General features: G+C 59.0%; 14 protein-coding genes. 9 read left to right on the forward strand and 5 right to left on the reverse strand.

From position 1 onward, the window contains the following. Positions 1-28 precede the first annotated feature (28 nt). The 9 genes from ACWF6P_RS11940 (at position 29) to ACWF6P_RS11980 (ending at position 9,603) form a co-directional block, all read left to right on the forward strand. Positions 29-775 carry a 3'(2'),5'-bisphosphate nucleotidase CysQ gene (locus ACWF6P_RS11940; RefSeq protein WP_452621133.1) on the forward strand — a complete coding sequence of 249 codons (747 nt, stop codon included), beginning with the start codon at positions 29-31 and terminating at the stop codon, positions 773-775. Then, positions 772-1,677 (forward strand): sulfate adenylyltransferase subunit CysD, encoded by a 906-nt coding sequence (cysD, locus tag ACWF6P_RS11945; RefSeq protein WP_452621134.1) that lies wholly within the window; start codon positions 772-774, stop codon positions 1,675-1,677. The genes ACWF6P_RS11940 and cysD overlap by 4 nt, the downstream gene beginning before the upstream one ends. Beyond that, on the forward strand, positions 1,677-3,578 hold the full coding sequence (gene cysN / locus ACWF6P_RS11950) for a sulfate adenylyltransferase subunit CysN (RefSeq protein WP_452621135.1): 1,902 nt from the start codon (positions 1,677-1,679) through the stop codon (positions 3,576-3,578). Before cysD ends, cysN begins: the two co-directional genes overlap by 1 nt. 24 nt (positions 3,579-3,602) lie before the next feature. Then, positions 3,603-3,962: a nuclear transport factor 2 family protein gene (locus ACWF6P_RS11955; RefSeq protein WP_452621136.1), complete on the forward strand. Its 360-nt coding sequence runs from the start codon at positions 3,603-3,605 to the stop codon at positions 3,960-3,962. Beyond that, the gene (locus ACWF6P_RS11960) at positions 3,956-4,747 is read left to right on the forward strand and encodes an SDR family oxidoreductase (RefSeq protein ID WP_452621137.1); all 792 of its coding nucleotides are present in this window, start codon (positions 3,956-3,958) and stop codon (positions 4,745-4,747) included. The genes ACWF6P_RS11955 and ACWF6P_RS11960 overlap by 7 nt, the downstream gene beginning before the upstream one ends. Positions 4,748-4,771: 24 nt before the next feature. Then, positions 4,772-5,917: a sulfotransferase family protein gene (locus ACWF6P_RS11965; RefSeq protein WP_452621138.1), complete on the forward strand. Its 1,146-nt coding sequence runs from the start codon at positions 4,772-4,774 to the stop codon at positions 5,915-5,917. 27 nt (positions 5,918-5,944) lie between these two features. Further along, positions 5,945-7,006: a DUF1214 domain-containing protein gene (locus ACWF6P_RS11970; protein WP_378537567.1), complete on the forward strand. Its 1,062-nt coding sequence runs from the start codon at positions 5,945-5,947 to the stop codon at positions 7,004-7,006. 23 nt (positions 7,007-7,029) lie between these two features. After that, on the forward strand, positions 7,030-8,658 hold the full coding sequence (locus ACWF6P_RS11975) for an ABC transporter substrate-binding protein (RefSeq protein WP_452621240.1): 1,629 nt from the start codon (positions 7,030-7,032) through the stop codon (positions 8,656-8,658). Positions 8,659-8,727: 69 nt separating this feature from the next. After that, positions 8,728-9,603, forward strand: coding sequence for a TIGR03619 family F420-dependent LLM class oxidoreductase (locus ACWF6P_RS11980; RefSeq protein ID WP_452621139.1), 876 nt, complete (start codon positions 8,728-8,730; stop codon positions 9,601-9,603). On the opposite strand, the gene ACWF6P_RS11985 is transcribed toward ACWF6P_RS11980, so the two are convergent. The 5 genes from ACWF6P_RS11985 to ACWF6P_RS12005 form a co-directional block, all read right to left on the reverse strand. Continuing rightward, on the reverse strand, positions 9,594-9,779 hold the full coding sequence (locus ACWF6P_RS11985; RefSeq protein WP_452621241.1) for a TetR/AcrR family transcriptional regulator: 186 nt from the start codon (positions 9,777-9,779) through the stop codon (positions 9,594-9,596). The two genes, ACWF6P_RS11980 and ACWF6P_RS11985, sit on opposite strands and share 10 nt — an antisense overlap. Continuing rightward, positions 9,692-10,153: a TetR/AcrR family transcriptional regulator gene (locus tag ACWF6P_RS11990; RefSeq protein ID WP_452621140.1), complete on the reverse strand. Its 462-nt coding sequence runs from the start codon at positions 10,151-10,153 to the stop codon at positions 9,692-9,694. Before ACWF6P_RS11990 ends, ACWF6P_RS11985 begins: the two co-directional genes overlap by 88 nt. Positions 10,154-10,792: 639 nt before the next feature. Then, positions 10,793-11,485: a hypothetical protein gene (locus ACWF6P_RS11995; RefSeq protein ID WP_452621141.1), complete on the reverse strand. Its 693-nt coding sequence runs from the start codon at positions 11,483-11,485 to the stop codon at positions 10,793-10,795. A 1,386-nt stretch (positions 11,486-12,871) separates the two neighbouring features. Next, positions 12,872-13,357 (reverse strand): hypothetical protein, encoded by a 486-nt coding sequence (locus tag ACWF6P_RS12000; RefSeq protein ID WP_452621142.1) that lies wholly within the window; start codon positions 13,355-13,357, stop codon positions 12,872-12,874. A gap of 298 nt (positions 13,358-13,655) precedes the next feature. After that, on the reverse strand, positions 13,656-13,862 hold the full coding sequence (locus ACWF6P_RS12005; RefSeq protein WP_452621143.1) for a hypothetical protein: 207 nt from the start codon (positions 13,860-13,862) through the stop codon (positions 13,656-13,658). Positions 13,863-13,914 lie beyond the last annotated feature (52 nt).

Consider the following 13,914-nt stretch of genomic DNA (forward strand, 5'->3'; position numbering starts at 1 on the left):
GGGAGGTCTACACAGTTGTGGAGTACCTATGACACGCACCAACGATGAACGCGCGGCGATCGACATCGCCACTGCGGCGGGAGAACTTCTGCTCGAACACCGGAAATCTCTCGGCGAAAACGACGGTGATGCCGCGACTTTCAAGAACGCCGCCGATCGGCTCAGTCACGAATTCATCGTCGCCGAACTTGCCCGACGCTTTCCTGCGGATGCAGTGCTGTCGGAGGAAGGCGCCGACGACCTCGCGAGGCTGGCTGCGGATCGAGTGTGGATCGTCGACCCGCTCGACGGCACCCGCGAATACGGCGAGGCTGGACGATTGGACTGGGCCGTTCATGTTGCACTGACCGAAAACGGTGTCCTCACAACAGGTGCGGTCGCAATGCCTGCCCTTGGCGTCACCTATTCGAGCAGCGATGATCGAACCGAGCGGGATGCCGCGACGCCGGTTCGAGTCGTCGTATCGCGGACGCGTCGTCCGGAACCGGTCATGCGCATGGCCGACTCGATGGGCGCGGAGTTGATCGAAATGGGATCCGCCGGAGCCAAAGCAATGGCGGTCGTCTCGGGTGACGCGGACATCTATGCCCATGCGGGCGGGCAGTACGAGTGGGATTCGGCGGCGCCGGTCGCTGTCGCACGCGCTGCGGGACTGCATGTTTCACGTATCGATGGCAGCGAACTTCGCTACAACCAGGAAAACCCGTGGTTGCCGGATCTGCTGATCTGCCGACCAGAACTCGCCCCGAAAGCACTGGAGGAACTGGGCCGATGACCACGACACTGACTCATCTCGAACGGCTCGAAGCCGAGAGCATCCACATCATGCGTGAAGCTGTTGCGCAGAGCGAGAACCCGGTGATGTTGTACTCGGTGGGCAAGGACTCCGCCGTGATGCTGCATCTCGCGCGTAAGGCCTTCTACCCGTCGAAGCTGCCGTTTCCGCTTCTGCACGTCGACACCACGTGGAAGTTCCGCGAAATGTACAAACTTCGTGACAGTACCGCTGCTGCAGGCGATCTCGACCTGATCGTCCATACCAACCCGGACTGCGTGAGGCAAGGAATCAACCCCTTCACTCACGGCAGCGCCGTCCATACCGACATGTGGAAGACCGAAGGTCTCAAGCAAGCCCTCGATCATTACAAGTTCGACGCGGCCTTCGGTGGTGCCCGACGGGACGAGGAAAAATCGCGTGCCAAGGAACGGATCTTCTCGATCCGATCGGCTGCGCACCGCTGGGATCCCAAGCAGCAGCGACCGGAGTTGTGGCGGATGTACAACGTCCGCAAAGCACCGGGTGAGAGCCTGCGGGTCTTCCCCCTCTCGAACTGGACCGAGCTGGATGTGTGGGAATACATACGCCAGGAAGAGATTCCGATCGTTCCGCTGTATTTTGCCGACAAGCGTCCCGTCGTCGAACGTGACGGCGCACTGATCATGGTCGACGACGACCGGATGCCGTTGCTGCCGGGAGAGACTCCGGAACTCAAGAGTGTTCGTTTCCGCACCCTCGGTTGCTACCCGCTGACCGGTGCCGTCGAATCCACCGCAACGAGCCTGACCGAGATCATCTCGGAAATGTTGCTCACCACCACTTCCGAACGCCAGGGACGGGTCATCGACCACGACTCCAGTGCGTCGATGGAAAAAAAGAAGCAAGAGGGGTACTTCTGATGACTGTTTCCTCGGACCTGATCGCGGACGACATCGAGGCTTACCTCGAACGTCATGCGAACAAAAGCATGCTGCGATTCATTACCTGCGGCAGCGTCGACGACGGCAAGAGTACCTTGATCGGCCGACTGCTCTACGAATCGAAACTCGTCTTCGACGACCAGTTGACGGCACTCGAGGCCGATTCACGCAAGAGCGGAACCCAGGGTGAGGGGCTCGATTTTGCGCTGCTGGTTGACGGTCTCGCTGCCGAGCGTGAACAGGGCATCACGATCGACGTTGCCTACCGCTACTTCACCACCGAGCGTCGTAAGTTCGTCGTCGCCGATACTCCGGGGCACGAGCAGTACACCCGAAACATGGTGACCGGCGCGTCGACCGCCGATCTTGCTGTGATCCTTGTCGATTCCCGCAAGGGCATACTGACTCAGACCCGTCGGCACTCGTATCTTGTGTCGTTACTCGGGATCAAGCACGTAGTGCTTGCCGTGAACAAACTCGACCTCGTCGACTACTCGCAAGAGGTCTTCGATGCCATCACTGCGGACTACACGGCCTTCGCTCACGAGATCGGGCTGGACGGATTCGTCGCCATTCCGATGTCGGCATACATGGGTGACAATCTCACCGAGCGCAGCGCAAATACCCCGTGGTACTCCGGGCCCAGCCTGATCGAGCATCTCGAAAGCGTGGACATCGACGATGCTGCCGCCGCGGCTCCATTTCGGATGCCGGTGCAGTGGGTGAACCGGCCCGACCTCGACTTCCGGGGATTCTCCGGCCAGATCGTTTCCGGCACAGTATCTCCCGGAGATCCAATCCGCGTGCTCCCCAGCGGAAAGACGTCCACCGTCGAGCGCATCGTGACCATGGGTGGCGACCTCGACGTTGCCGGTGCGGGCCGCTCGGTCACCATCACGCTCGCCGACGAGATCGACATCAGTCGCGGTGATGTGCTGTCCATCGGCGACAATCCGCCGGCCGTCGCCGATCAGTTCGAGGCCTGCATCGTCTGGATGGGTGAGGCTCCCATGCTGCCCGAACGGCCGTTCCTGTGCCAGATCGGTACCGTCACTCTCACCGCACGCATCACCAAACCGAAACACAAGATCAACGTCAACACTCTCGAGAAGACCGCAACGACAACCCTCGCGCTCAACGAAATCGGTGTGTGCAACCTCAGTTTCGATCGGCCCGTGCCGTTCGATCCGTACGTGGGCAACCGCGACACCGGTAGCTTCATCCTCATCGACCGCCTTACCAACGGCACCGTCGGTGCGGGCATGATCACGCATTCGCTGCGTCGATCGGACAACATTCACTGGCAGTACGTCGACGTCGACGAGGCCGCGCACACCAGACTCAAGGGACACCGACCCGCAGTTCTGTGGTTCACCGGTCTCTCCGGTTCGGGAAAGTCGACCATCGCCAACGACGTCGAGCGTCAACTGCACGCACTCGGCGCGCACACCTACCTCCTCGACGGAGACAACGTCCGTCACGGGTTGAATCGAGACCTCGGATTCACCGAAGCCGACCGTGTCGAGAACATCCGTCGCGTCACCGAGGTCACCCGACTGATGGCGGACGCCGGTCTGATCGTCCTCGCGTCCTTCATTTCACCGTTCGAAGCCGAACGTCACGCCGCCCGTGAATTGATCGGCGACGACCAGTTCATCGAAATCTTCGTCGATACCGCTCTTGCCGTCGCAGAGAAGCGAGATCCCAAGGGCCTGTACAAGAAGGCTCGACGTGGAGAGTTGGTGAACTTCACCGGCATCGATTCGCCGTACGAAGCGCCGCAGAACCCTGACATTCACATCGACACCAGTGTCACGACGACCGAGGACGCTGCGATCGCGATCATCGACTATCTCCGCGCCCGCGGAACCATTTCTTGATCCGCCTGAACACGAGGAGCCTCCATGCCTGACAGGGCTGAAATAGTTTCTGCCGTAGAAGATTACGTCAAGTGTCTCGGAAGTCACGACGTCGACGGCCTGGTTGCGCTGTTTGCGCCCGACGCAGTTCAACACGAACCGCTGGGCGTGACGACCTACCACGGAGCCGACGAGATTCGCGCATTCGACACCGCGAACGCGCAGGTCGACTTCACTGTGAGTCTGCTCGGCCCGATTTCGGTGACGGGAAAGTATGCAGCCATGCAACTTCGGGTGCAGCGAGTCGGTATCCCCGACTTCGCTGCCACCGACCTGTTCGAGTTCGACGAGAACTGCAAGATCACCTCTCTGAGCGTGGTTCTCGATCCGCAGGCGCTGTGCTGACCTGTCACGGCCTGCTGGCAGACAAGGTGGTCGTCGTCTCGGGAGTGGGCCCGGCGCTGGGTCGCTCGATTGCGCTGCAGAGTGCGGCGGCCGGAGCGAAAGTTGTCCTGGCTGCCCGCACACCCGAGCGCTTGGAATCGGTGGCAACCGAGATCCGTGATCGCGGCGGAATTGCACTTGCCGTTCCGACCGATCTCACCGACGTCGACTCGATCACGTCGCTGACGGAGACAGCGGTCGCCGAGTTCGGTGCCGTGGACTGCCTCGTGAACAATGCATTCGTCCAACCTGCGCAGGTCCCGCTCCTGGACGCTGACTTGGCGTCCATCCAGTCGGGTATCGACATCAACCTGCTCGCGGCGTTGAATGTCACGCGCGCATTGGTGCCTGCATTGACCGAGGCGCAGGGGTCCGTCGTGATGGTGACGTCCATGGTGCTGCGCAATCAGCTTCCCGGGTTCGGGGCGTACCGCATCATGAAAGCCGGCCTCCTGGCAATGGCGCGAAGTTTGTCGATCGATCTCGGACCCAAGGGGATTCGAGTGAACTCGGTTGCGCCCGGCTACATCTGGGCGGACTCGGTCAAGAACATGTTCGCGAAGAAGGCGGCGGCAGCAGGAGTCGACCCCAAGATCATTTACGACGAGGTCGCAGCGGGCGCCGATCTGCGCCGGCTACCAGAACCCGACGACATCGCCAATGCCGTCGTATTCCTCTTGTCCGATTCGGCCAGAGCCATCGCCGGGCAATGTCTCGACGTCAACTGCGGTCACACCCACCACTGAACACACCTCATACAAGGACTAGCCATGACACAGGATTACGACGGCATCGGTTCCATCGATGACCTGCACCAGGCTGCGCGCGAGGTGGCCGGGTACAAAAACTTCGGCAGCGACAGCTATCTCGAAGGGCTTCGAGTTCTCCTCGAGTCGTTCCAGAACGAGGCCGACCTCACTCCGCACGGCAAGGTGATCGCTCGCAAGATGATCGTCGGCGCGCTCGCGGGTCGCCTGACCAGTGAGGCGGGATTCGCGAAATATCCAGAGCACGTCGACGTTCCGATCGAGCGCCCGATCTTCGTGGTCGGGTTGACCCGCACCGGCAGCACCGCGCTGCACCGCTTGCTCGGCGCAGACCCGGCGCATCAGGGCGCCGAGATGTGGCTCGCCGAGTCGCCGCAGCCGCGCCCCGAGCGCGACAAGTGGTCGGAGAACGAAGATTACGTTCGCTCCGACGCCTTCTACCGTGCGCGCCAGCGTAACGAGGCAGACCTGATGAAGGTTCATTTCATGGGGGCGGAGGAGGTCGAGGAATGCTGGCGGCTGCTGCAGCAGACGATGCTCTCGACCGCGTTCGAGACCATCGCGTACGTACCGAGCTACACCCGGTGGCTGGCGGAGCAGGACTGGACCGAAACGTATGCGCGGCACAAGAAGAACCTGCAGTTGATCGGACTGCACGACTCGGACCGACGATGGGTGCTCAAGAGCCCGAGCCATGTCTTCGCGATCGACGAGATCATGTCGGTCTATCCGGATGCACTGTTCGTTCGGACCTTCCGGGACCCGTTGACGTCGATGGCGTCCACCTTCAGCCTTGCCGAGCAGGGCGGACACGACATGTCGAAAGCCTTCGACCGTCCGGCTATCGGACGCACCCAACTTGACCTGTGGGCGCGCGGTAACGCGAACTTCAACAGTGCCCGTAGCCGATACAACCCCGATCAGTTCATCGACGTCGACTACACGGACTTCATCGCCGATGCGGTCGGCACCGTCGAGAAGATCTATGCACAGTTCGCTCTGCCCTTCACAGACGACGCCCGCGCCGCGGTGGAGGCGTCACACCAGGCCAGCCTTGCCGAGCACCGTCGTCCGTCGCACCGCTATTCGCTCGAGGAGTTCGGCGTGAGCGCTGCCGACGTCGAAGCGAAGTTCGCCACCACACCCTGAAGCCCTGACCGAAACAAGGAGATTCACATGAATGCTGTTTGGGAAAAGTTCTGCGCAGATCTGCTCGAGGTCGGAAAGGTCCTGGAGGACGAGATCGTCCCTCAGGACCCGCTGACCCAGGCCGAGGGCGTTCGGTACCTGAGTCGGTTGCTTCGGTACGGCACGATCAACTGTGTCGAGTACACCGATCCACGCTGGCCACAGTTCTCGTCGGCTCCGAACCCGAACATGATGACGAAGATCGGTGCCGACAACCCGGACAACGTCTACATGCGCGCCAACATTTCCGGTCAGTACAACTACCGGATCATCGGCACCCGAGGCACCGTCCCGTTGATCACCTTCGGCTCGCGCGTCAATCGGTACCACATCGACGGCACCATGCTGCAGACCGGCGATCTGCATATCCAGGACCTCGAGGTCGACGAGAACGGCCGTTTCGAGTTCATCGCGAGCGTCGACAAGCCCGCTGAGGGGGCTTGGCTGCCTTTGGCGCCCGACAGCAACCTCATCTCCGTTCGGCAAACTTACAAGGATCGGCGCAACGAGGTCATCGGTGATCTGACCATCGAATGCCTGAACCCGGACGGGGAGTTCGTCCCGCTGACTCCGGAAGAGATCGGCGAGCGCCTCACCAAGTCCGTCGGGATCGTGAAGGGGATGGCGGAGACCTTCCTGGAATGGTCGCGCAAATTCCAGCCGCACACCAACGAGATCTTCGACTGGGGACAGGACTACTTCCAGGACGCCGGCGGCGATCCGACGATCTTCTACTTCCACGGCTACTGGAAGCTCGCCGAGGACGAGGCGTGGGTCATCGAGACCGAGGTTCCGAACTGCGAGTACTTCAACTTCGTGCTGCAGAACTTCTGGGTCGAGTCTCTCGACTACAACCGCACGAACATCTACATCAACAACCACACCGCGAAGCTCAACGACGACGGCACCATGACGATTGTCGTGGCGGCGAAGGATCCGGGCTACGGCAACTGGATCGACACCGATTCGCACGCCGAGGGGACTTGGGCGCTGCGCTGGATCAAGGCGGACTCGCACCCGATCCCGACGTCGAAGGTAGTCAAGATCTGACCCGCTGCCGAGATTGGGAACGTATGTACACCAAGAAGAATCGGTTCGTCCCTCGATTTGTCGCGCTCGGGATTGCCGGTGCCCTGTTGTTGGCCGGGTGCGCCTCCAGCAGTGGGGTCACCGTGGGATCGGATTCACCGAGCAGTAGCGGCGCAGCGGGTTTCGTGGGAGCTCGAGATACGGGGGAGCGGATCGACGGAGGTGTTCTCACATTCGGGTCCTATTCGTTCCCTTCCTCACTGGACCCCACTAGAACTCAAGCCGCCGGTTCGACCGGTGGAACCGAAATGGCCGCGATTTACGACACGCTGGTGCGCAGCGACTCCGCTAGCGGGAGCTTCGTGCCGAAACTTGCGAAGTCACTGTCGGGCAACAGCGACTTCACCTCGTATACCGTCACTTTGGCTGATGGTCTGACCTTCAGTGACGGAAGCCCGCTCGACGCGGAAGCGGTGAAGTGGAGTATCGAACGATTCGTGGCAGGTAAGGGTGATGTATCGCAGACCTGGCTCAACATCGTGGATCGGATCGAGACACCCGACGCCACCACTGTCGAATTTGTGCTCGAGCGGCCCTGGCGACAATTCCCGGCACTGTTGTCGCTCGGCCCCGGAATGATTGTTGCGCGAAGTTCCGACGCAGAGACAGTGGGAGGGGAAAAAGCGTTCACTCCGATCGGGGCGGGCCCGTTCACCTTGGCCAAGTTCGCGCCGCACGAAGAACTGGTACTCGCCGCACGCACGGATTATCAGGGCGGCAAACCGCCACTGGACACACTGCGGTTTGTCCCTACCTCGGGTGCACAGTCTCAGTACGAATCGCTGAAGAGCGGTCAGATCGACATGACGTACATTCTTCGCGACGAGGCCGTCATCAACCAAGCTCTCGATGACGGATACTCCGGCTACCTCAGTCCGACCGGACAGAACGGGATCGGCACGATCAACAACCGGGCGGGAAAGCCCGGAGCCGATGTGCGCATTCGTCAGGCGATCGCCTACGGGGTGGATCCGGCGGCGATCAATACCCGTGCGAACAACGGATTGGGCACCGCCAGTTCCGAACTGGTCCCGCAGACATCACGTTGGTTCAACAACACCGCAGGCATCCCGTTCGATCACGTGAAGGCAAAGGCGCTGCTCGATCAAGCGAAGTCCGACGGGTACGACGGGAAACTCCGCTACCTCACCACCTCGGAGCCGAGCCAACAGGCGACGGCACTGACGGTGCAGGCGTCGCTGAACGCGATCGGTTTCGACGTCACCATCGACTACGCCACCGATGTGACCGACCTGGTCCGACGGGTATACAAGGACCACGATTTCGACATGACCAGGGGCGGCGCTCCAGTCGGAGAAGAAGCGCCGTACCTCAACGTGTACAACAGTATGGCCAGTGATTCGAAGAACAACCCGTCGGGCTTCGCTGACCCTGAGATGGACGCACTGATCACGGCTGTGCAGACTGCACCGTCGGACGAAGCTGTCCGTGAGGCGATCAGCAAGGTGCAGGAGTACGCCAACGCGACTGTGCCTTACGTGATCTGGGGTCCCGCATCGGTGTTGACCGCATGGGACGGCAATATTCATGGCGTCGAACGCAATATCACCGACATCATGTTCTTCGACGAAGCATGGATGTCGTCGAAGTGAGTTCCTCTGAACGGAAGGGTGTTTCGACGTGCGAATGACGAAATGGTGTAGCGGCGAAATGGTGGAACGATGAAGTGGTCGTTGGCGGGCGCGATGATCGACGCTCTGGAACTGTGCGAATTGGCCCAGGTTGCAGAAGAGGTGGGGTTCGACGGTATCGCTATGCCGGATTCCGTGTTCTATCCCGAGCAGGTGTCGGCGCCATATCCGTACACCGCTGACGGAAAGCGGATGTGGGCTCCCGAGACTCCGATGCCTGATCCGTTCATTGCGATGACGGCAATGGCGGCCGTCACGTCGCGAATTCAGTTTTACACCAACGTGTTCAAGCTCCCACTGCGTGATCCTTTGTTGACGGCCAAGCAGGTCTCGACCATGGCAGTGATGTCGCGAAATCGCATCGCACTCGGCATCGGCTTGTCCTGGATCCCCGAGGAATTCACCTTTACCGGGACCGAGATGCGAACCCGCGGTGCGCGTACCGACGAAGCCATCGAGATCATCAAGGCCGTGTGTGCGGGACGTGGACCCGAATGGATCGAATACCACGGCAAGCACTACGAGTTCGACGCTCTGATGATCAGTCCTGCTCCGGAGATTGCGGTTCCGATCTACATCGGTGGGCACAGTGAACCGGGATTGCGCCGTGCAGCCAGGCTGGCCGACGGTTGGATGTCGGTGAACACGACCAAAGCCGAATTGGCCTCCGCCATCGATCGCCTCACGGAATTGCGGGTCGAGTACGGTCGTGCCGATCTTCCTTTCGGCGTCAACGTCTCGCCGACTGATGTTCGTGATCTGGACGGATATCGCGAACTCGAGACTCTCGGAGTCACGGAAATCAGAGTGTTGCCGTGGTATCGCTACGGAGTTGATGCCGGTGATCGTCAGGGAAGACTCGACTCCATTCGACGGTTTGCCGACGAGGTCATCGCTCAGTACTGATCGATCCGCGTCTGCATCGCCCGGCCGTAGAGCTTTGCCAACTGATCTCGATCTGCCGACTGAGGGATGCTCTCGTCGCTGAGAGCACTCAACAATCCGGACACCTGGGCGGAGACCAGGAGCGCGCGGGTGTATGCGTCTTCGCCTTGGAGACGAGCCGAGAATTGGTGGCGAATACTCCGGTCATCTCGCGCAGCCGCTCCCGGATGCGTGGACTGTCCGACGCCCGCATGAGCGCCGTGTACACCGACAGCATCCGAGCGTCGGCCTTATCCAGGACGAATTCTGCGATCCGCTCACCGAGGGTGTCGATCGGGCCGTCGAACTGGCCTTCGAAGTAGCCGGCGACCGGCGTGGTTTCCAGGAACAGTGCTTCTTTGGATCCGAAATGCCGGATGACCAGGGCCGGATCGATTCCGGCAACTTTGGCGATGGCGCGAACTGACGTGCCGCCGAACCCGTGCGCGCCGAACAGTTGGAACGCCGCCGCGCGAATCGCCTCGGATGTCGAGGGTTGCTCCTGCTCTGGCGTGTGCCTCGTGGGTGTCACGACATCGACCTCTGTGCTCGCTCGCCGACCTCGTTGTCAACGGCGTTGACTTAGGTGTCGTACTCCGAGTTCGGTCAGCTCGTGTGCGAGACGGTCGGCGTCTGACAGTGCCACCTCCGGACCGTGCGCGCCGTATACCTCGTCCAAGCGTTTCTGTGATCCTCACCACCAGGTCCTTGGCTGGTTTGTCGGAGGAAGGGACAGGCGCGGCCGGCGTCGGCTGTGCCGCGAGACGGGCAACTGTCTCCTTGCTCGAATCGAGCATCGAAGCGGTCTACAGTATGGTAACCCACTGGCGGACGGCACCTTGATCGCTTGCATCAGAAAGACATCGCTCGCTCCTTTCGTTTGACGGGCGGCATGCTTCAGGTCCTACACCGCATCGGAAGCGGCTTTGAACAGCTGGTTCACACAGCAACCCTGGCAAATGACGGGACGCGTAGGGCTATTCACTACCAGGCATGTCTAAATGGTGGGACATAATGGGCGATGGCAGAGACGCGGACATTGACTGGCATTATGCAATTTCGTCTCCGCTCGCACCCTCGGCAGCTGCTGCCATTGCGAGAGTAACGGACGGTCTGGAGAGCAACCGTTGAACTACGTCGAATACTGGCTACCTAGCGCTCGACGTGGCTACTACCGGTAGTTATCGCCTACGATTTCCTGATATGCCTCGTAAAACCATTGCGTGGGAGGCACTGCTCGATATGGGCCTGGCCGCTGAGGGGCCTGGATCTGAGGATCTTGCTCTCGGAGCCAGATCTGAAACGCACTACAGGAGCCGGGATAGGGCTGGATCTGAGTGGCGACCACGGTGGTTCCATTGATAATTACGTCAGATTGTGGGGCATGCTTCACTGCGACAGGCTTGGAGTGAAGGTACATTCCTGGATTCAATGTGCCCAGGCTCTCCGTGCTTCCTCCGTGTCTGCCTATCGTCCAAGAAATCAGTCCTTCGGTCGTAACCACAGTGTGTTCGGGAACCACCCAGGTGTCTATATATTCGTAGTCGTCCTTGGGTTGAATTCCCGGCGTTGAGTTACCGAGAACCCATCCTGCAGCCCCTTTAATAGGTGTCGAATTCCAGGTCTCCACCGTAGTTGTTTGGCCTCGCTTGAAAATTCCTCTTCGTGCGATGGGTTGATTCTCTGATGAAACTCGACCAATGCCCAACGGCTCAGGGAGGATTTCTGAATCCAACATCATCTGTGCAAACTCTCTGAAACACCGATCCAGTTCTGTCAAGCCAGCAATTCGGTACATTGCGATCTCATCGTTGATCGCGGCTTCGCTGCCCGAAAGCTTCTCAAATTCATCCTTTAGGCCCACGAGTCCAGCTACTCCTTATCTGATGCGCGCCGATCAGGGCGCCGCGGTGGAATTGAACGATTCTTCCTGGAATTGCCTACAAACTCTGCTCAAATCAACCCCTTTACAAGTATTGAGGACATGCAACTTCGTATACATTTAGGGTACTTTGATAAAGTTCCGGAATTTTGTTCCCGCGTAAAGGAATCAATTGGCATGCCATAAGCACATTCATCACTGCTCCTGCCGGATTCTTTAGATAGAAATCTGGGTCTTCATTTCCTAAATATTCGGAATTCGAGTGCATTTTGGAAAGTAGGTTCTCGCATAACATCTTTCCGGTAATCGCCGCAGTGTCAGGAGGGGAGACGGAGTATATGTCCTCTTTGCTTGCATGTGTTTCGTTCTCTCGACTGTAGAAAAAGAATTGACTATCTTGCCACTCCTTCTCGAAATGCTCTGGGGTAGATTGAGGATCCCGTGCATACATTTCTCGCATTGCGGCCTTGTAGTCGTCAATCAATTCTTCCCAGCTTGGATTTTTTCCTGAGTAGTGTTCACATCCATCCGTCTCCGATACTTCTTTAGATGAGCTATTTATCTCTATGTTCGAATTTGGTAGCGACGTCGACCCATCGGATTTTGGATAATCGACCTTTGGACTAGAACATCCAGTCGACAATGTCGCGCATACGGTGATAGTGAGTAGTCCTGATCCAATTTTTCGATACATGAGCTAATCCTTTCATTCAGGTAAATGGGTGGAGTGATGTACATTAGATCTGGTCGTAAAAGTTCTGATTAACATTCCGATCGCATCGTCGCACCTTTTTTTCGTACTGTCTGTCATCCATGTAGGTGACAGTTGTCGGGCTATTCACTCCTGATGGGCGGGCCGATAGGTTCGACTTCTTGAAGGGCATGACAGCCCCACTCCTTCGGAGCAGGATGGCTTCGGGGCAGGTCGGACTGACGACTCTCCTGACGCCGCCGACAGGCGGTTGTCCTTTTCCGGACGTGCCGACCTACCTGCGCACACACATGCGCAGGCGAGTGGGCTTGCGATGAACTCTGTCGAAAAATGGTTGAGTGAGAAATTTTCGAGAGATGTTGTTCGGTTATGCGCGAGTCTGCCTGTTCCGATGATCGCTGCGGCACCGCACATTGTCGTGGTCACCTCTCTACTACCAGCGCCCGGGATTGCGCAGTTCATGCGTGTGGTCTGGTAGTTTCTGTGTCGGCATATTCCGATTTCGGCTGCTTTGCCAGCTCCGAGCGGACCAACGATCACTTCGCCGGCGAATACTATTGTTGCGTTTAGTGTCCAGGTTGTCGGAGGTGCCGCAGACGAGGCCGAGGCTGGCGCAGATCGAGCTGAAAAGCGATCTGTGCCCGTTGTTGATCCAGCTATTTGTTGCGGGGTCGACAGCGGCGCTGGCGTTCCGGCGTACGCCAGTACCAGATTATCGTTGAGTTCGGCGAGTTGTCCGCCGATGCGGCCGGGGGTGTCCTACGCAGACGATGGATGTAACCTTTTTGAGGTCGGTGGTGTTTTTCGCGTTGGGCTACTGCGGCTGCGGTGTCGATCATGTCGGCTCCTTGCGAGTAGCCGGCCAGAATGATCTTGGTGCTTTTCCCATTTAAATCTCGGTTGATCGCATTGATCTCAGCGCGCAGGTTGATGGCGCCTTCTTTGAGAGATTTCAGGTACGCATCACCATCGAATAGATAATCCGGGACAGGTATTGGTCGGTAAACATCGCCGGCTCCCCGAAGGTCGTCTGTTTTGCCGAGGCTTTCGATCGTCAGTCGGAGTGCGGTGTATTGGGAGTCGATGGGTCCGCCCATACCGTGGGTGACGGTGCCGGACCGGTACGTCGATCCGGAGGCCATGGCGCCTAAGGGGATTCGCCGGAGCCGTGTACCCCGTGATAGTAACCGGTTTGCATATGGCGCCGTCGGTGTTCCCCCGTCGCTGTTCTCGCCGCCGCCGGTGTTCTTTGGGGCGTTGCAAATGATTCACCGGGACGAACTGAACTATCCCTCGGGGCGTCAACGTCTTGTTGTTCAGCCGTCATGTTTCGGATCGGTACATTTATCAGGCGTGGAATCGGTTTCGGACCGATTATGAGGGTTCGCTGACCCTGCACTTTCCCGGGTTGGACTCCGAATCGGAGCCCGACATTCAGGATTAGACGAAGTTGACGTCGTCGCCGGTCCGATTCTTTGCAAATACCTCATGAACTGCGGTGTGCGCAGCGATGATCAGCAACTGTTCTGCCCTGGATGCTCCGACGTAGAGGACCCGCCGTGCCGCGCCCTGCTCGGAACAAGACCATTGTGTGATGCCGTGCTCGTTGTCCGCCGTCGATGGTGACGGTTTCGGAATCACCAGCACCACCCCGGAGCCTAACCCATTTTTGTCGAAAGCCCTTGTCGAGTATCAGTTC

This window comes from Rhodococcus sp. NPDC055024 (assembly GCF_053608585.1).

Excerpts from the sequence above, each read along its gene's own strand:
- ACWF6P_RS12000 (WP_452621142.1), bottom strand. The coding sequence starts at position 13,357 with ATGGCCTCCGGATCGACGTACCGGTCCGGCACCGTCACCCACGGTATG.
- ACWF6P_RS11940 (WP_452621133.1), top strand. The coding sequence starts at position 29 with ATGACACGCACCAACGATGAACGCGCGGCGATCGACATCGCCACTGCG.
- ACWF6P_RS11965 (WP_452621138.1), top strand. The coding sequence starts at position 4,772 with ATGACACAGGATTACGACGGCATCGGTTCCATCGATGACCTGCACCAG.
- cysN (WP_452621135.1), top strand. The coding sequence starts at position 1,677 with ATGACTGTTTCCTCGGACCTGATCGCGGACGACATCGAGGCTTACCTC.
- ACWF6P_RS11975 (WP_452621240.1), top strand. The coding sequence starts at position 7,030 with ATGTACACCAAGAAGAATCGGTTCGTCCCTCGATTTGTCGCGCTCGGG.
- ACWF6P_RS11955 (WP_452621136.1), top strand. The coding sequence starts at position 3,603 with ATGCCTGACAGGGCTGAAATAGTTTCTGCCGTAGAAGATTACGTCAAG.
- cysD (WP_452621134.1), top strand. The coding sequence starts at position 772 with ATGACCACGACACTGACTCATCTCGAACGGCTCGAAGCCGAGAGCATC.
- ACWF6P_RS11980 (WP_452621139.1), top strand. The coding sequence starts at position 8,728 with ATGAAGTGGTCGTTGGCGGGCGCGATGATCGACGCTCTGGAACTGTGC.
- ACWF6P_RS11970 (WP_378537567.1), top strand. The coding sequence starts at position 5,945 with ATGAATGCTGTTTGGGAAAAGTTCTGCGCAGATCTGCTCGAGGTCGGA.